Origin of the sequence: Bacillus yapensis (genome assembly GCF_005280205.1) — a bacterium.
Classification (GTDB): Bacteria; Bacillota; Bacilli; order Bacillales; family Cytobacillaceae; genus Robertmurraya; species Robertmurraya yapensis.
The window spans coordinates 127978-145233 of sequence record NZ_SUND01000006.1 but is presented as its reverse complement, the minus strand read 5'-3'; the positions used below and the strand labels follow the sequence as shown (position 1 = coordinate 145233).

Sequence of the window (17256 nt, the reverse complement as noted above, 5' to 3'; positions counted from 1 at the left end):
CCTTTATACTTCATTTCCTTGACTTTGCTGTTTCTTTTCTTGGTGTAAACGGATTTTGTAAATAATCAAGATTAAAGCAGCCACTACAAGCCCTTCGGCAATCGGTAGAAAGACCGCAAAGAATGTCAGGATTGTACATCCTAATGCTAAAAAGGCATAAATGACTACATTTTTTAACATCGGTAGCTTTCTGGCAAATCCTAATTTATATACGACCACACATAGGAGAATAATCGTAATATAGAGTAACCACATGCCTAGTTTTGGGTTTTCATTCACTTTAAACAGCGCAGCGAAAAACGTCAGACGTTCAGTAATATCCATTCTCCTATACTCCCCTTTAAAGCACTAGTTCATTTCAACAGCTTTCTTTTTCTTCGTAACTCTTTCTCTTTCACCTTTTTCAAGGATCTTCTTACGAAGACGGATTGATTCTGGTGTAATTTCGCAATACTCATCATCATTTAAATACTCTAATGATTCTTCAAGAGTCATGATTCTTGGTTTCTTCATTACATTTGTTTGATCTTTTGTAGCAGAACGAACATTCGTTGCATGCTTCACTTTAGTGATATTAACAGTAAGATCATTTTCTCTGTTATGTTCTCCAACAATCATACCTTCGTAAATTTCAGTTCCTGCATCAACGAAGATAACTCCACGATCTTCAACCTGCATAATTCCATAAGTCGATGCTTTTCCAGTTTCCATAGACACTAGAACACCTTGACGACGTCCGCCAACTTGACCTTGAGCCATTGGTTGGTAGCTATCAAATGTATGGTTAATGATACCAAATCCACGAGTTAACGTTAAGAATTCAGTTGTATATCCAATTAATCCACGAGCTGGAACCATAAAGATTAGTCGAACTTGACCTGAACCATTATTGATCATATCAAGCATTTCACCTTTACGAGCACCCATTGATTCCATGATTGCACCTGTATTTTCTTCAGGTACATCAATTTGCACGCGTTCTACAGGCTCACAACGAACTCCATCAATAACTTTAACAATTACTTCAGGCTTACTTACCTGTAGCTCATAACCTTCACGACGCATATTTTCAATTAGGATTGATAAATGCAACTCACCACGTCCAGAAACAACCCATGCATCTGGAGAATCTGTATTTTCAACACGTAAGCTTACATCTGTTTGTAATTGAGCACGTAGACGCTCTTCAATTTTTCTTGCCGTTACGAACTTACCTTCGCGACCAGCAAATGGACTGTTATTCACTAGGAATGTCATTTGTAGAGTTGGTTCGTCAATTCTTAAAACTGGTAATGCCTCTTGATCCTCGATTGGACATACCGTTTCACCAACGTTAATGTCTTCCATTCCAGATACAGCTACCAGATCACCAGCAACAGCTTCTTGGATTTCTTCACGTTTTAGACCGAAGAAACCAAAGATTTTTGTTACACGGAATTGTTTTACAGAACCGTCTAACTTCATTAATGCAACCTGTTGTCCTACTTTCATTGTACCACGGAAAACACGTCCGATACCAATTCTTCCCACATAGTCATTGTAATCAAGCAATGCTACTTGGAATTGAAGTGGCTCTTCACGATTGTCCACTGGCGCAGGAATGTGTTCAACAATTGTGTCATATAAAACCTGCATGTTCTCGTCTTGCTGTTCAGGGTCTGCACTTGCAGTACCGTTAATAGCTGAAGCGTAAACAACCGGGAACTCTAATTGGTCTTCATTTGCATCTAATTCGATGAACAAATCAAGTACTTCGTCGATAACTTCTTTTGGACGAGCAAAGTCACGGTCGATTTTGTTTACAACTACAATTGGCGTTAAGTTTTGCTCTAAAGCTTTCTTTAGAACGAAACGAGTTTGCGGCATACAACCTTCATATGCATCTACAACTAGTAGAACTCCATCTACCATTTTCATGATACGTTCAACTTCTCCACCAAAGTCAGCATGTCCTGGTGTATCGAGAATGTTAATTCTTGTATCTTTATATTGAATCGCTGTATTTTTCGCTAAAATCGTGATTCCACGTTCTCTTTCAATGTCGTTCGAATCCATTGCACGTTCTTCCACATGCTCATTCGTACGGAAAGTACCAGATTGCTTTAACAATTGGTCAACCAAAGTTGTTTTCCCGTGGTCAACGTGGGCAATGATCGCGATGTTGCGAATATCTTCTCTTAGTTTCAAAAATTCCACTCCTACCTTTATTCAATCTAAAACTTTATTTATATTTTGCAGTCTAACTGAAATATTATAACACATTTGTTGTAGAAACCTAATAGCTTTTTATGTAAAATATAAATGAATAGAGCTTTTTTTCGGAAAATAAGGGGGATTTGTCATGAATCAAATCAAGTGGCCATTTTTATTTTTAGCATTAGCAGCTGTTGTATGCTTGATGGGGACAGGCATTGCCATAAGTTTCAGAAGCCCAATCGGAATTATACTTACATTAGTCGCCTTTATTTTTGTGATGGGTTTTGGCTTTAAAACGAAAAAGAAAATGCGTGAAAGCGGGAAACTATAAATTATTGTAAAAGTAAAAAGGAAAACCGGGAATTCTCCCAGTTTTCCTTTTTACCATTCTTTACCCTTTAAATAGTTTTCCACGATTGATTTATGTAAGCCCGGCTTAGAAATAAAGACAGAGTTTTGTTGCAACAGCTGTATTGGTTCCCCTTTAAGTGTAGTTGAAACCCCTCCAACCTCTTCAATTAAAATAAGACCCGCAGCAAAATCCCATGGAGATAATCTCATCGTAATGTAAGCATCTAATCTACCAGCAGCCACTTGAGCAATTTCAATTGCAGCTGAGCCATACGATCTTGTTCCACGAACATCCCTTACTAACGTTCCTAAGATTAATGGATCGATTCTCCGATTCGGCGTAACCCAAGTGGCATTTAAACCAATAATCGCCTCTGAAACGGATACTTCATTTAATTTTTTTAGTGGAAGGTCGTTAAAAAAGGCACCTTTTCCCTTAACCGCATGATATAACTCGTCATGAACGACATCATAGATGAGTCCGATTTTCCCTACTCCGTCTTCATAAATCCCAATCGAAATAGCAAAATTTCTTTGCTGGTGCACAAAATTCATCGTTCCATCGATGGGGTCAATAATCCAAACAACGCCCCCTAAATCTTCAAGGTTATCTCCGTTCCCTTCTTCACCTAATATACGATGTTCTGGAAATTGCTCGTTAATTTTTGTAATAAAGAACTGTTCTGTTTCTTTATCGATATTTGTAACAAGGTCATTAGCATTTGATTTCGTTTCAATATTCAACGTTGTTTGAAAAGATTTCTTGATCTGTTCTCCGGCCTCTTTAATCCAGCTTTTCGCATAGGTTAAAATTTCATTTTCCTGCACCGCTCATCAGCTTCCTATCTTTGAATATTTTCTACTTATTAATAGGGTAATGGATCTATGGGTACGGTTCAACTTATATTACTTTTCCCATGCTCGAAAAATAAAAAACGAACCCCTACTTAACTTCCTTAGGAATTCGTTTTAAGATGTATTATCCAAATCACCGCTCATATTATCCATATTTACAGTTCTCCTTGGTTCATAGAGCTTTTAATTTTAAAAGTTCCGTTCTAATTTTTTCAAGCTTTGCTTTACTTTTTATCTTTTGGGTTTCATTATTGTCTGTCATCGCATCAAAAAGAGTAAGAAGCTCATAATCCATTTCAAGTCTTAACATCGCTTTTCGTTCCTTTTCAGGATCCTTCTTCGTTAAAGAATTCATTAGCTGTTTCAATCTACTTCACCCCTTTCAACTCTTTTAATATCTTATGAGGGTATTTTTTTTATGCAACAAATTTGTGTTATTGCCTAATCCTGGCGAATTTTCACGATTTGAGCCTTCTTCTTTCTCGAACAATCCACAATATGCTACAATATTTGACATAGATTAAGGAGGGAGAACATGATTTTTTCAGGATTCACTAATCAAGATTTCGATGTTTTTAAAATAGATGGATTTGAACCTCGAATGGATGCATTAAAGTCTACTATTAGACCTAAATTAGAGGCTCTTGGTCAACATTTTGCCCCAACTTTAGCAACTATGACTGGGACAGAGATGTTTGCTCATGTAGCAAAGCACGCAAGGAGAACTGTAAATCCCCCTAAGGATACTTGGGTAGCCTTTGCAAGTAATCCTCGTGGGTATAAAATGTTGCCACATTTTCAAATTGGCTTATGGGAAACACATGTATTTATTTGGTTTGCTGTTATTTATGAAGCACCTAATAAGGAAGAACTCGGACAGAAGTTAGCCAAAAAGGTTAATACGATTTATAAAGAAACGAACAAGGACTTTGTTTGGTCTGGTGACCACATGAAGCCTGATGTATCTTTCCATAGTGAGTTATCTAAGGAAGAATTAAAAGCGATGTTTGAGCGCCTACAAACTGTGAAAAAAGCTGAAATTTTATGTGGCTATCAAATTCCGAGAGAAAAGGCAGTAGCTATGTCACGAGAGGAATTCATTAGTAAGGTTGAAAGTGTGTTTAATGAATTACTACCCCTATATAAATTGGCTTAAACTTTTATAAAAAAGGTTCGATGCCCATTTAACATGGTTATTTAAATGGCAAAAGTTTGACTAACAAAAGAAGGCTGTTCCTAAACGACCTTAAACAGGTCTTCGGAACAGCCTTTCCTTATACTACGACTTACATCTTAATCTTTTGTCCACTTTCAGCATCTTTTGCCTTCTGAATGGTACGATATGAGGAATAACCACTCATCTCCTCAAATTCACCGCAGATCTTTTTTTCTTCTGCTTTGCTCGGGACAATTTCTTTAAAGCGTCGATAAGCATTCATTAAAGAATCTCTTGCAATCCCTTTTTCATAAGCTGCTTCAATGTGTTCAAAGAATTTTATAACATCGACGATTTCTTCAGTCGACCAATGATAATCAATCGGATATTGATATTCCATTTCTTCACCTGCTTCATATGATAACTATTGTGATTGTACCGATCTGCCTTCTAAATTGCAAATCATTTATCCATATTTTTCAATCCAGCAAACCTTGATTTCATGAGTTATTTTCCTTTTATCATCGAAAACTAAGATTGGAGAAATATTTTTCTATGCAGAGAAAATGAATAATGCTATAATTCATTTGTTTTATTTCTTTTTTAAAACGAACAAACATCAAAGAATTGAAAATTTGTAAAGAGGTGTGGAAGAAATTTGTCACAATTTGAAACTCCGCTTTTTAGTGGATTACTTGAACATGCAAAAAAGAATCCAATTCAATTTCATATACCCGGCCATAAAAAGGGTGCAGGAATGGACCCTGAATTTAAGAACTTTATCGGAGAAAATGCCTTATCCATCGATCTGATTAATATCGGACCGTTAGACGACTTGCATGCTCCTAAAGGCATCATTAAACAAGCTCAGGATTTGGCTGCTGAAGCTTTTGGTGCAGATTATACGTTCTTTTCTGTACAAGGTACAAGCGGAGCAATCATGACCATGGTGATGGCAGTATGTGGCCCTGGAGACAAAATTATCGTTCCTCGTAACGTACATAAATCAGTCATGTCAGCGATTATTTTCTCAGGTGCGATACCTGTCTTTATACATCCAGAAGTCGATGAGCGTCTCGGGATCTCCCATGGGATTACAACAGACTCTGTTGAAAAGGCATTAGAGCAGCATCCAGATGCAAAAGGTGTATTGGTGATTAATCCAACCTATTTTGGAATCTCTGCTGATTTAAGAAAAATTGTTGAAATTGCTCATTCACATAATGTGCCTGTCTTAGTTGATGAAGCGCATGGTGTTCATATTCATTTTCATGAGGAATTGCCTTTATCCGCTATGCAGGCTGGAGCAGATATGGCTGCTACTAGTGTTCATAAGCTTGGTGGTTCAATGACACAAAGTTCCATCTTAAATGTAAGAGGAAATCTTGTATCTCCAAAACGAGTACAATCTATTTTAAGTATGTTAACGACGACATCTACTTCATACTTACTACTAGCCTCTTTAGATACTGCCCGTAAGCAGCTTGCGATTAAAGGTCATGAACTGATTGATAAAACAATTCAACTGGCTAATTATATTCGCAATGAAATCAATGAAATGGAGCATCTGTTTTGTGTTGGGGAGGAAATTCTTGGTTCAAAGGCAACGTTCGATTATGACCCAACCAAATTAATTATCTCCGTAAAAGAGCTTGGCATTACAGGCTTCGAAGTCGAAAAATGGCTAAGAGGAATGTACAACATCGAGGTTGAACTTTCCGATCTGTATAACATCCTTTGTATTGTCACTCCTGGTGATACGAAAAACGAAGCTGATATTTTATTAAAGGCACTTCGCGAGCTATCAACAATGCGTATTGAAAAAACGCAGGCGCTCGATGCTAAGGTACTATTGCCTGATATTCCATTGCTTTCATCAACACCTAGAGATGCATTTTACGCAGAAACTGAACTTGTACCTTTTGATGAATCAGAAGGAAGAATTATCGCTGAGTTTATCATGGTATACCCTCCAGGCATTCCGATTTTCATCCCTGGCGAAATCATTACAAAGGATAATCTCCTATATATTAAGAAAAATATCGAAGCTGGACTTCCTGTCCAAGGACCTGAAAACTTTGATGCACGTATGCTAAGAGTTATTAAAGAACATAAGGCAATTGAATAAACTAAAAATCGGCATAAATGCCGATTTTTTTATGTCCTATTTTTGCTAAAAAAACTTAAATGTGTTATACAATTTATCCTTGAAATATTAATAGTGTTATATTATTATTGATTTAAAGGTAATTAAACGTTTTCAAAATTGTTGTTTCTACAATTAAATCCATACTTTTTATTGCAGGAAACAACAATTAACTGAATAAAAAATAAAGGATCTTACAAAGGAGAAGTGAGAAAAATGGGCACTATCGTTTGCCAGACATGTGAGGCTACTATTGATCATTTTGAAGATGAAAAGGTAACTGTCCTTTACGCAAAGTGTGGATGCTGTGACTCTCCAAAAGAAGAAAAATAATCTCTAATCCTTTATTTAAACCGAGCACTCAAGAAGTGCTCTTTTTTGTTGTCACTGGTTTCAAAACTTTGCTAGAATATAATTGAATTAAAATTGCAAAAAATGTATGGGAGAATCGGGGGAAGTAAAATGTCTAGTCATGCATACATAAAGCTCGTTCCTTCATCTGAGAAGGAAAGCGTTACCACGGAAGATGTTCTGGAGTTGTTTCACTATTATAAGGATATTACCCAAAAGACAGGAAAACAACTGAACTGGCAATACGGGGAGGCCTCTTTTCCATATGAAATTAAAGAAAAACCTGAAGGAAAAGGGAAATGGTTCTATCTTAAATCCGAACAACACAACTATCGCATCATGCTTCTAGGAGTTGATACGGAGCTTGTACGTTATGAAGACGGTACAGAACGAGAGCAAACTTACATCCAAATCACCCTACCGGAAACATCAACCTTTGGCGATAAAGGAAAGGCAAACGAATTTAGTAAATTCCTTGCTAAAAAGCTTAAAGGGGAATTACATTTATTTAACGGAAGAATCATGTATTATTATCCACGAAAATAAATCGCGAGGACGACATCCACTGTCGTCCTCTTTTTCTTTTAGTGGCTTCAACTTCTTCTCTAATCGACTCTTCATTGCAACTACACCCAAACAATAATAATATACTGAGCATTACAAATATCTTGTCAGGAGTCATTTTTAATGACGGTGATTTCGGAAACGCAAGTGTCGGTGACGAAGTATATTCGCCACCGACACTTGCGCTTCCTTTTTAATTTCGCCATATTGACTGGCAGTATATGGATACAAGTACCATTGAATTCAATTGTATTTTGTATTAATCTCAAATAGAAAAAGGACCTCAAAGGTCCTAAAAACGGTAGTCGTCGATGACTCTCTCCACAGAGTCTTCATCGACTAACTCTTGTTTTCTGGAAACTGCATCTAACAGGCATTCTGTACATAAACGATTGGTCAAACGCAGAATGCCCCTTGTTTCCTTATATATCATCTTTAAAGAAGCTTCAGTAAAAATCTGGTGTTCTTCACCAGCCATTTCTAATTGATGATTAATATACTCGCTCATTTCCTCATAATTCAATCCTTCTAGATGAAATCGTGTGCTAATCCGTTGTGAAATAGCTTCTAAACTTCTTAAACGTAACTTATCTCGTAATTCAGGCTGCCCAACTAGGATAAGGGCAAGTGGAGAAAGTGAATCAATTTCAAAGTTTGTTAGAAAGCGAATCTCTTGTAACATCGATGGTGACAATAAATGAGCTTCATCAATGACTACGACAGGCGTTTTCTTATTATTTTCATAGATATCCATCAATGCAGCTTTGAATTGTCTCTTTAAATCACTAGCTAAAAACATAGGTTCAATTCCAACTTGAAGAAGCATTTCACGATAAAAATCACGAGGCTTCAATGCGGAATCTGATAAATAAAGAAAAGCATACTGATTATCTTCTAACCGATCTTTTAATGCTCTAATGGCAGTTGACTTTCCTGCTCCTACTTCGCCTGTAATCAGACCAAATGAACGTTGTTGTATCATAAATGTCAGTCGGGCTTGTAGCTCCTTAAATTGTTTAGTCTGAAATAAATGTTTAGTTTGAACATCTTTTTGAAAGGGCGTAAAATTCCATTTAAAATGTTTAGAAATCATCTATTTATCTTCCTCCTCCATAAGTGATTGATAGCTTATTATTCCTCGTTTTTCTTTTTGTTTTTCTTCATGACTAGGTTCAGTTAATTCAAGAAAGTTTAGGCCTGATTCTTCAGTTGTTTGAATCGGTTCTACAGATGCTGCTTTTTCATGTTTTGGTCGTGAAAGATTTAAAGGAATGGCATTCTCAAATTCTTTTCCGTCAAACCAAACCTCTAATTTCTCAAGGTCATTGGGATCAAATCGAATTGTGATGTATTCACCCACAAGCTGCGAATCGACCTCATACTTGTTCCCTTGAAAGGAAATACAGCCAGTTTTATCAACCTTTCGTTCCTCTTCCCAATAAAAAGCATTTTTTAAATCATTTATTGAGATAGAAACCGAAGGTTGCTCACACTCATCCCATCTTTGTCTTGGGGTTTGTTTCGTTTCACCGTGCTTACGCTCATGATAGATGGATTCTTTCCAAATATGAAAATATCGATTCAACTGTTCAATAGACTGAATCCTTCCGGATTCAATTAAGTCATAGGCCTCGGGCTTGAAGGAAGAATCTACGAATTGGAAAAAACGTTCTATTTTCCCACGCCCTTGGGGTCTTCTGGGTGTAGAATGGGTTAGTTTAATCCCGAGTTTCGCACAGGTTGTTTCTAATGCTTTGGCTCTATAAATTGATCCATTATCCACATAGATCTGTTCAGGCTTTCCATTACTCAATATGGCTTTAAACAGACAATCTTCTAACTGTGCACCTTTTTCTTCAAAATAAAATTGGCCATGAACTATGAATCTAGAATAATCATCAATAAAGGCAAATAACTTTGCTACACGCTTCTTATTCGAATCTTTTGGATCCGGCAAATAGAGAGTATGCTGCACATCTCCTTGCCAACAAGCATTCCGATAGGGAAATTCAAATCGACGAAATTGTTTCCCATTTGGTTTCTGTTGTAACTTTTTACGTGTAATTCCTGCTTTACGCAATTGTTTAGATAATGTACTTTCCGAAATAGACCCCGGTTCTACTTTTTCAGCCAGTTCCATTATTCTAATAATCTGTTGTACTGATCGCTCTGGACGCTCTGTTTTCAATTGAATAGCTGTATCCAATAAATCATTGGCAATAGCTCTTGGGGCATATCCACCCCTTTTTGACGGTTTTAATGCTTCAAATCCACCATTGCGATAAAGTTGAAGATAGCGTTCTAATGTTCGAAGCCCGACTTTTTGCTTCTCACCATAGGGATTAAGATGTTCATTTGCCGCAATGTTCCGAAGTCTTTGTGCTTGTTCTCCTTTTGGAATCCCTCTTGTTACAATTTCTGCAATAAGTCCAAAACGATACAAGGCAATATCATTTCTTAATTTCTCATCCATTTACAGCTCTCCTATCTAAATTAAAATTCTTATATGTTCCATTTAATAATGAATATCGATAGAATGGGAGAACCCATATTATGTGGGAACATCCGTTTTAAAGCGTATAAAATGGGTCGAATTGCCCCGAAGGGGCGACAAATTAGGTTCGGAAGTTAAATAGGCGGTCAAAATGAATGGGGGAAAGTGGGCGTACTGGGTTAAATTTTATTCATTAACTGATTTATCCAGTTAAAAAAGCCATAGAATGGGCAAGTGGTTGTAGAGTGAAAAATTTTCCACACTTTTGGAAGGATATATAGTAGGGTCTGTTCATCAGTTAATGGTTTTATTTCTCTAATGTCTATTGCTGTCGGATGAACATCAACCAAATGATACACAAGTAAATGAATCAAGGATTCCTTTTTAATTCTCCATAAAGAATCCCAGCGTTTAATAGTCTTATAGGAAATCCCACCGGTTTCATTTAAGAAAATGGCTGATTGAATACGATTGTAACTATTCTCTCTCACATACCGTAATATCCATGCTTTTTGAAGGATCCATCCACTTTGAACAATGTATGGATAAAGAAAATCTGGCAATATAGAAAACGTCTTTCCGCAAGATGGGCAGAATCTACGGTAAATCGGAATCCTTGTGATTGCTTTTCCAGTGATAACGGAACGATAGTAGCGACCATGTTTATATAATTTACCATGACAATTAGGGCAGCTCTCTTCACACTTAGGAGGTACATCTTGGTAACGTCGCAAATAGCCCTTGACCGTCTTTCCCAGATATTTTATGATAATCATAGTTTTTTAGTTGAATCTGCCTCAAAGAGACGGCCATCTCTTTGGGGCTTTATTCTTGTCCTCCTCCCGCCAGGGAATGATTTACATTTCTACATTGTCGCATAATTCCCTCCAAAAGTACCGACATAAAATTTTCCTAAAACACCAAAAAACACTGCCATTGAAAATGGCAGCGGACAATATCTACTTCAAAGCTGTCACCTCAAGATGTCAGTATCTATTATTGTATTCATTCAATAGAATTTAGGCTAGAACTGATTCAAGGTGACATGAATGGAGCTATAGAGTAATAAGCTGGCTAGGGTAATTACTAGAGTTTTTTTAGTTGATTTTAGAATATAATTTCCCAAAATCACAGCTATATAGACGAAAACAAAAAACATTAAAATATTGTAAATGATTTGGTCGTTCTTTGACAGCCACTCAGTCAAAGTATAGCCACTCCAAAGGATTAAGTGTAGTAAAAGGACAACGTAATTCTTCAAAAAAACCACCCACTATCTTTTTTATACCCAGTTATAAAGTTACTAATCCAAGTTAAAATAAGTCTTATTAATAAACTATTACTATTAGTGTATGACAGTTTTGCAAATGATATTTTTCATTTTTTTAACATTTGGATGACATTGCCTTTTTTGGTTACCTGCTATGTTACTATAAAAGAAAAATTAGTATTTGAAATTTATGTAATCTGCAATGTGCTTGATTGATAATATATTGAAGGAAATGTGAGGCTATGCTATGAAGGTCTTGCCAATAATATTGATGGCCCTATTAATTTCTACTTCCTGCGCGAATAACGAAGACGTCCCTTTAGAATTGGACAGTAGTGCGAAGCAAGTTATTTTTTTATCCGATGAAACAGAATCTGCTAATTTACAAACGGAAGCCCCCTATTACGATGCAATAATTGAACTGAGACAACAATTCCCAAATGAATTCAAAAATATGAAAACCATATCTCCACATAAAGCAGAAGATTACTTCGATTCAATCGAAAAAAAGGAATGTCCAGCTCTCTTAGTTATCCAAAACGACAAGATTCTTGTAAAAATTGTAGGCAAAAGTAGTAAAGAAGAAATCATACAACCCATTGAAGCAGCGCTTGCTAATTGAACTATTTTTCATACAAAAAGTCCTTCTCATAATCGAGAAGGACTTTGTCATTTTTACTTAATAATATGGATTGGGCTGCCTAGAGCAACTTCTGCAGCTTCCATTGTGATTTCACCTAAAGTTGGGTGAGCATGGATAGTTAGAGCTAAATCTTCAGCTGTCATACCAGCTTCGATTGCTAAACCAAGTTCAGCGATCATATCAGAAGCGCTTGGTCCTGCGATTTGAGCACCAATTACTAATCCATCTTCTTTACGAGTTATAAGCTTTACGAATCCGTCTGTGCTATCAAGAGCTAATGCACGACCATTTGCAGCAAACGGGAACTTCGCAGCTACGATTGCAATACCTTCATCCTTCGCTTGCTTTTCTGTGTAACCAACAGTTGCAAGTTCTGGGTCAGAGAATACAACAGCAGGAATTCCAAGATAGTCGATTTGTGCATTGTGGCCAGAAATAGCTTCTGCAGCAATCTTACCTTCGTAAGAAGCTTTATGTGCAAGCTGTGGTCCAGCAACAATATCACCGATTGCATAGATGTTAGGGATGCTTGTACGGCATTGGTTATCAATGTTAATCACACCACGATCAGACATTTGAACACCAACTTGCTCAAGACCCATTTCATCTGTGTTTGGACGACGACCAACTGTTACTAAAACATAATCTGCTTCAATTGTTACTTCTTCACCTTTTGCTTCATAAGTAACTACAACGCCATCTTCTTTTTCAACAACGCCTTTAGCAAGTGCTTTCGTTACGATTTCAGCACCCTTCTTCTTCAGGTTACGTTGAACGATAGATGTCATTTGCTTTTCAAATGCACCAGCAAATAACTCTTCGCTTCCTTCAAGAATCGTTACTTCAGTTCCGAAGTTAGCATAAGCAGTACCTAGCTCAACACCGATAACTCCCCCACCAATAATCACTAATTTCTTAGGAATTTCTGGTAAGCTTAAAGCACCCGTTGAGTTGATAACACGATTAGTGTACTTGAAAGTTGGAATTTCAATCGGACGAGATCCTGTTGCAATAATCGCATTCTTAAATTTATAAGTTTGTGCAGAATTTTCATCCATAACACGAATTGTGTTCGCATCTACGAAATAACCTTCTCCACGTACGATCTCAACTTTATTTCCTTTTAGAAGACCTTCAACACCCGTAGTTAGTTTGTTAACAACGCTGTTCTTCCATTCTTGAACCTTTGTGAAGTCAACTGTTACATTTTCAGCCTTAATTCCTAGAGATTCAGAATGTAAAGCTGTTTCATAACGGTGACCTGCTGAAATTAACGCTTTTGAAGGAATACATCCTACGTTAAGACAAACACCACCAAGGTTTCCTTTTTCTACGATCGTTACTTTTTGTCCAAGCTGAGCTGCACGAATTGCAGCTACATAACCACCAGGACCTGCCCCAAGGACAAGAGTATCTGTTTCAATAGGAAAATCGCCAACTACCATTTTATTACCCCTCCATTAACATTAATTCTGGGTCATTTAATAAACGCTTAATATGGTTAAGAGCGTTTTGAGCTGTAGCACCATCGATCATACGGTGGTCAAAGCTTAAAGATAAAGCAAGTACAGGAGCAGCTACAATCTCACCATCTTTAATGATTGGCTTCTCTGCAATACGACCGATTCCAAGAATCGCAACTTCTGGATGGTTGATAACTGGAGTAAACCATTGTCCACCAGCAGAACCGATATTAGAAATTGTGCAAGAAGCACCTTTCATTTCGTCTGGAGCTAATTTACCATCACGAGCTTTAACTGCAAGTTCATTAATTTCTGCAGAAATGTTGAATACAGACTTGCGGTCAGCATCCTTCACAACTGGAACTAATAAACCTTTTTCAGTATCAGCAGCGATACCGATATTGTAATAATGCTTATGAATAATTTCACTTGTTGCATCATCTAATGAAGTGTTTAAAGCTGGGTACTCACGTAATGCGCTTGTTAAAGCTTTTACTACGTAAGGAAGGAATGTAAGTTTGATTCCTTTATTAGCAGCAACTTCTTTGTACTTCTTACGGCTTGCTACAAGCTTCGTCACATCAACTTCATCCATTAATGTAACGTGTGGAGCTGTGTGCTTAGAGTTAACCATTGCCTTCGCAATTGCCTTACGGATACCGCTCATTTTTTCACGAGTTTCAGGGTACTGACCTGCAGGAATTGGAGTAGCTGCTGGTTTAGCAGTCTCTGCTTGTGCAGCTGGCGCTTCTTGAGTTGTTGCCGCCGCTGGTGCTGCTCCACCATTTAAGAATGTGTCGATATCGTCTTTTAATACACGACCATTGTCGCCAGAACCGCTCACTTGACGAATATCTACACCTTTATCACGTGCATATTTACGAACTGAAGGCATAGCAATAATGCGACGGCTTGGATCAACTGGCTCAGCGTTAGCTGCTGGAGCTGTTGCAACTGGTTCAGCTTCCGCTTTTGCAGGTGCTGCTTCTGATGCAGGAGCGTCATGGCCTTCGTCACCTTTGAATTTAATATCTTCATATCCAGGAGCGTCGAAAGTAATAAGTACTTGACCTACAGTTGCTACTGTTCCTTCATCTACTAGTACTTCCAGAACAGTTCCTTCTACTGGTGATGGAATTTCAACAACTGCTTTATCGTTTTGTACCTCACAAAGCACGTCATCCTCTTGAACTTTATCACCTGGTTTAACAAACCATTTTACGATTTCACCTTCATGGATACCTTCACCAATATCCGGCAATCTAAATTGGAAAGCCATTGATTCATCCTCCTAAAAAATTCATGTTTGATTTTGCGTTTCGGATCAAATTTAAGGGTAAATGGAAGCCCATTTCCCTTAAACCTTTTAATATCTTTAAAGTAGTTATTCTAACAAAAATTAGAAATTAAGTACTTTTTTACTTGTTTCAATAATATCTTGTACGTTTGGAAGCCATACAGATTCAGCTTCTGGGAAAGCAAATACTGTATCTGGAGCTGCAACACGTAATACTGGAGCTTCTAGGCTAAGGATTGCACGGTCGTTAATTTCTGCAACGACATTAGCTGCTACACCAGCTGATTTTTGTGCTTCCTGAACAACAATTGCACGACCTGTTTTTTCAACAGAAGCAATGATTGTATCGATATCAAGTGGACTTACAGTACGTAAATCTACTACTTCAACAGAGAAACCTTCTTTTTCAAGCTCTTCTGCTGCCTTGATAGATTCATGCACCATTGCACCATAAGTAATAATAGAAAGATCTGAACCTTCACGCTTTACTTCTGCTTTTCCTAGTGGAATCGTGTATTCACCTTCTGGTACTTCTTGTCTGAATGAACGATATAGTTTCATATGCTCAAGGAAAATAACTGGATCGTTATCACGAATCGCAGAAATTAATAGACCTTTTGCATCGTAAGGTGTTGAAGGAATAACAACTTTCAAACCTGGTTGTTGTGCCATTAAACCTTCTAAGCTATCTGCGTGCATTTCTGGTGTATGTACACCACCACCAAATGGTGAACGAATTGTAACAGGTGCATTATAACGGCCGCCAGAACGGTAACGCATACGTGCTAATTGACCAGAAATAGAATCCATTACTTCATATACGAATCCAAAGAACTGGATTTCAGGAACAGGACGGAAGCCTTGTAAACTTAGGCCAACTGCCAATCCACCGATACCAGATTCAGCTAAAGGTGTGTCAAACACACGATCTTCGCCGAATTCTTGTTGAAGACCTTCAGTAGCACGGAAAACCCCGCCGTTAACGCCTACGTCTTCTCCGAAAATTAATACATTCGGATCATTTCGTAATTCAGTACGTAACGCATCCGTGATTGCTTGAATCATTGTCATTTGCGCCATGGCTTACTTCGACTCCTTCTCTTTATAGATTGCATTTTGCTCCACTAGGTTTTGCGGAAGCTCTTCATACATAATTGAGATCAAATCCGTTACCTTTTGTTTTGGAGTATTATCTGCTTCTTTAATTGCAACTTTAATATCTTCTTTTGCTTTTTCAATTGTTTCGTTTTCCATTTCTTCATTCCAAATTCCTTTTTTCTCTAGGAATTTACGGAAACGTACAAGTGGATCTTTCTTTTCCCATTCGTTATCTAAATCAGATGTACGGTAACGAGTTGGGTCATCTCCAGCCATTGTATGTGGACCATAACGGTAAGTCATTGTTTCGATCAATGTTGGACCTTCACCGTTTACTGCACGCTCACGAGCTTCTCTCACAGCCGCATAGACAGCAAGTGGATCCATACCATCAACAACAACACCTGGGATACCAGCAGCAACTGCTTTTTGAGCTAATGTTTTAGCAGCAGTTTGCTTTTCACGTGGTGTTGAAATCGCGAATTGGTTGTTTTGAATAATGAAAATTGCAGGAGCCTTGTATGCACCAGCAAAGTTAATTCCTTCGTAGAAGTCACCTTGTGATGTACCACCGTCACCAGTGTAAGTAATCGCAACTGCTTTTTGACCGCGCTTCTTCATTCCAAGAGCAACTCCTGCTGCTTGAACATATTGAGCACCGATGATGATTTGTGGAGAAATTACGTTAACGCCTTCTGGAATATCTCCACCTTTAAGATGTCCTCTTGACCATAAGAATGCTTGAGATAGCGGTAAGCCATGCCAAATCATCTGAGGAACATCACGATATCCAGGAAGAATAAAGTCTTCTTTTTCTAAAGCGAACTGGGATGCAAGCTGAGAAGCTTCTTGTCCAGCAGTTGGTGCGTAGAATCCAAGACGACCTTGTCTGTTTAAAGAGATAGAACGTTGGTCAAGAATACGTGTGTATACCATACGTTTCATTAGCTCTTGTAATTGTTCATCACTTAATTCAGGCATTGCAGCCTCGTTTACGACCTCTCCTTCTTCATTCAGGATTTGAATCGTTTGAAACTGTTCTTCTACTTTTTCAAGCTGCTTCATTGCATCTAAACTTGCTTTGTTAGTTTTAGAAGCCATTAAAAAGTCCCCTTTCATATAAAATAGGATATTGTTTTTAAATTTTTGGTTTCTCAGGCATATGCATGTCTATTTCTTGTCATTATGTAGGAAAAGTAGCCGTAATTTGGCACTTTCTTATTTTTAGAAACAACGCATTCTGACTGATAACCTCGAAAATAGTGGAAAGCATACTACCAAAAGTAGTTTTCCACAATACTGCTCAAATAAAACGCGCGTTTTATACTTACTGATAGTATAAGCTGTATTATAATTTTTGTGAAACAAATTG

General features: G+C 37.6%; 18 protein-coding genes. 6 read left to right on the top strand and 12 right to left on the bottom strand.

The features are described from left to right. Positions 1 to 3 precede the first annotated feature (3 nt). Entirely contained in the window at positions 4 to 324 is a 321-nt protein-coding gene (locus FAR12_RS09580; protein ID WP_126408474.1) for a YlaH-like family protein, read from the bottom strand. A gap of 24 nt (positions 325 to 348) precedes the next feature. Then, positions 349 to 2187: a translational GTPase TypA gene (gene typA, locus FAR12_RS09575; RefSeq protein WP_126408473.1), complete on the bottom strand. Its 1839-nt coding sequence runs from the start codon at positions 2185 to 2187 to the stop codon at positions 349 to 351. Between the two features lie 154 nt (positions 2188 to 2341). On the opposite strand from typA, the gene FAR12_RS09570 reads away from it, so the two are divergent. Continuing rightward, complete coding sequence (locus tag FAR12_RS09570) at positions 2342 to 2527, top strand: YlaF family protein (protein WP_126408472.1); 186 nt, start codon at positions 2342 to 2344, stop codon at positions 2525 to 2527. 50 nt (positions 2528 to 2577) lie between these two features. Here the strand turns inward: FAR12_RS09570 and FAR12_RS09565 are convergent, their stop codons facing one another. Together FAR12_RS09565 and FAR12_RS09560 are read right to left on the bottom strand one after the other, a co-directional pair. Then, positions 2578 to 3375: an inositol monophosphatase family protein gene (locus tag FAR12_RS09565; RefSeq protein ID WP_126408471.1), complete on the bottom strand. Its 798-nt coding sequence runs from the start codon at positions 3373 to 3375 to the stop codon at positions 2578 to 2580. Between the two features lie 199 nt (positions 3376 to 3574). Further along, the gene (locus tag FAR12_RS09560; RefSeq protein WP_126408470.1) at positions 3575 to 3769 is read right to left on the bottom strand and encodes a hypothetical protein; all 195 of its coding nucleotides are present in this window, start codon (positions 3767 to 3769) and stop codon (positions 3575 to 3577) included. A 168-nt stretch (positions 3770 to 3937) separates the two neighbouring features. Here FAR12_RS09560 and FAR12_RS09555 point away from each other — a divergent pair, with 168 nt between their 5' ends. Continuing rightward, a complete protein-coding gene (locus FAR12_RS09555; protein ID WP_126408469.1) occupies positions 3938 to 4558 on the top strand; it encodes a YktB family protein in 621 nt (206 codons plus the stop codon). 130 nt (positions 4559 to 4688) lie between these two features. Here FAR12_RS09555 and FAR12_RS09550 read toward each other — a convergent pair whose 3' ends face one another. Beyond that, positions 4689 to 4958, bottom strand: coding sequence for a UPF0223 family protein (locus tag FAR12_RS09550; RefSeq protein ID WP_126408468.1), 270 nt, complete (start codon positions 4956 to 4958; stop codon positions 4689 to 4691). 258 nt (positions 4959 to 5216) lie between these two features. Between FAR12_RS09550 and FAR12_RS09545 the strand changes: the two genes are divergently transcribed. From FAR12_RS09545 to FAR12_RS09535, 3 genes are all read left to right on the top strand, one after another. Further along, on the top strand, positions 5217 to 6686 hold the full coding sequence (locus FAR12_RS09545) for an aminotransferase class I/II-fold pyridoxal phosphate-dependent enzyme (protein ID WP_126408467.1): 1470 nt from the start codon (positions 5217 to 5219) through the stop codon (positions 6684 to 6686). A gap of 234 nt (positions 6687 to 6920) precedes the next feature. Then, on the top strand, positions 6921 to 7037 hold the full coding sequence (locus FAR12_RS09540; protein WP_126408466.1) for a GapA-binding peptide SR1P: 117 nt from the start codon (positions 6921 to 6923) through the stop codon (positions 7035 to 7037). Positions 7038 to 7166: 129 nt separating this feature from the next. Beyond that, positions 7167 to 7601, top strand: a complete 435-nt coding sequence (locus tag FAR12_RS09535; protein ID WP_126408465.1) for a DUF1885 family protein — start codon at positions 7167 to 7169, stop codon at positions 7599 to 7601. Between the two features lie 310 nt (positions 7602 to 7911). On the opposite strand, the gene FAR12_RS09530 is transcribed toward FAR12_RS09535, so the two are convergent. The 3 genes from FAR12_RS09530 to FAR12_RS09520 form a co-directional block, all read right to left on the bottom strand. Next, complete coding sequence (locus FAR12_RS09530) at positions 7912 to 8712, bottom strand: ExeA family protein (protein WP_126408464.1); 801 nt, start codon at positions 8710 to 8712, stop codon at positions 7912 to 7914. Next, positions 8713 to 10092: a DDE-type integrase/transposase/recombinase gene (locus FAR12_RS09525; protein ID WP_126408463.1), complete on the bottom strand. Its 1380-nt coding sequence runs from the start codon at positions 10090 to 10092 to the stop codon at positions 8713 to 8715. A 200-nt stretch (positions 10093 to 10292) separates the two neighbouring features. Further along, positions 10293 to 10889, bottom strand: coding sequence for a DUF6431 domain-containing protein (locus FAR12_RS09520; protein ID WP_170972156.1), 597 nt, complete (start codon positions 10887 to 10889; stop codon positions 10293 to 10295). A 741-nt stretch (positions 10890 to 11630) separates the two neighbouring features. On the opposite strand from FAR12_RS09520, the gene FAR12_RS09510 reads away from it, so the two are divergent. Next, the gene (locus tag FAR12_RS09510) at positions 11631 to 12005 is read left to right on the top strand and encodes a small peptidoglycan-associated lipoprotein (RefSeq protein WP_126408460.1); all 375 of its coding nucleotides are present in this window, start codon (positions 11631 to 11633) and stop codon (positions 12003 to 12005) included. Positions 12006 to 12058: 53 nt separating this feature from the next. Here the strand turns inward: FAR12_RS09510 and lpdA are convergent, their stop codons facing one another. The 4 genes from lpdA to pdhA all read right to left on the bottom strand — a co-directional run bounded on the left by lpdA (position 12059) and on the right by pdhA (position 16985). After that, a complete protein-coding gene (gene lpdA / locus FAR12_RS09505) occupies positions 12059 to 13471 on the bottom strand; it encodes a dihydrolipoyl dehydrogenase (RefSeq protein ID WP_126408459.1) in 1413 nt (470 codons plus the stop codon). A 4-nt stretch (positions 13472 to 13475) separates the two neighbouring features. Beyond that, complete coding sequence (locus tag FAR12_RS09500; RefSeq protein WP_126408458.1) at positions 13476 to 14768, bottom strand: dihydrolipoamide acetyltransferase family protein; 1293 nt, start codon at positions 14766 to 14768, stop codon at positions 13476 to 13478. A gap of 120 nt (positions 14769 to 14888) precedes the next feature. Next, positions 14889 to 15866, bottom strand: a complete 978-nt coding sequence (locus FAR12_RS09495; RefSeq protein ID WP_126408457.1) for an alpha-ketoacid dehydrogenase subunit beta — start codon at positions 15864 to 15866, stop codon at positions 14889 to 14891. A gap of 3 nt (positions 15867 to 15869) precedes the next feature. Next, the gene (gene pdhA, locus FAR12_RS09490; protein WP_126408456.1) at positions 15870 to 16985 is read right to left on the bottom strand and encodes a pyruvate dehydrogenase (acetyl-transferring) E1 component subunit alpha; all 1116 of its coding nucleotides are present in this window, start codon (positions 16983 to 16985) and stop codon (positions 15870 to 15872) included. Between the last annotated feature and the right edge of the window lie 271 nt (positions 16986 to 17256).

What these genes read in the sequence shown, in the direction of transcription:
- FAR12_RS09580 (WP_126408474.1), bottom strand. Translation starts at nt 324, where the DNA reads ATGGATATTACTGAACGTCTGACGTTTTTCGCTGCGCTGTTTAAAGTG.
- FAR12_RS09570 (WP_126408472.1), top strand. Translation starts at nt 2,342, where the DNA reads ATGAATCAAATCAAGTGGCCATTTTTATTTTTAGCATTAGCAGCTGTT.
- FAR12_RS09555 (WP_126408469.1), top strand. Translation starts at nt 3,938, where the DNA reads ATGATTTTTTCAGGATTCACTAATCAAGATTTCGATGTTTTTAAAATA.
- FAR12_RS09550 (WP_126408468.1), bottom strand. Translation starts at nt 4,958, where the DNA reads ATGGAATATCAATATCCGATTGATTATCATTGGTCGACTGAAGAAATC.
- FAR12_RS09540 (WP_126408466.1), top strand. Translation starts at nt 6,921, where the DNA reads ATGGGCACTATCGTTTGCCAGACATGTGAGGCTACTATTGATCATTTT.
- FAR12_RS09535 (WP_126408465.1), top strand. Translation starts at nt 7,167, where the DNA reads ATGTCTAGTCATGCATACATAAAGCTCGTTCCTTCATCTGAGAAGGAA.
- FAR12_RS09530 (WP_126408464.1), bottom strand. Translation starts at nt 8,712, where the DNA reads ATGATTTCTAAACATTTTAAATGGAATTTTACGCCCTTTCAAAAAGAT.
- FAR12_RS09525 (WP_126408463.1), bottom strand. Translation starts at nt 10,092, where the DNA reads ATGGATGAGAAATTAAGAAATGATATTGCCTTGTATCGTTTTGGACTT.
- FAR12_RS09520 (WP_170972156.1), bottom strand. Translation starts at nt 10,889, where the DNA reads ATGATTATCATAAAATATCTGGGAAAGACGGTCAAGGGCTATTTGCGA.
- FAR12_RS09510 (WP_126408460.1), top strand. Translation starts at nt 11,631, where the DNA reads ATGAAGGTCTTGCCAATAATATTGATGGCCCTATTAATTTCTACTTCC.
- lpdA (WP_126408459.1), bottom strand. Translation starts at nt 13,471, where the DNA reads ATGGTAGTTGGCGATTTTCCTATTGAAACAGATACTCTTGTCCTTGGG.
- FAR12_RS09500 (WP_126408458.1), bottom strand. Translation starts at nt 14,768, where the DNA reads ATGGCTTTCCAATTTAGATTGCCGGATATTGGTGAAGGTATCCATGAA.
- FAR12_RS09495 (WP_126408457.1), bottom strand. Translation starts at nt 15,866, where the DNA reads ATGGCGCAAATGACAATGATTCAAGCAATCACGGATGCGTTACGTACT.
- pdhA (WP_126408456.1), bottom strand. Translation starts at nt 16,985, where the DNA reads ATGGCTTCTAAAACTAACAAAGCAAGTTTAGATGCAATGAAGCAGCTT.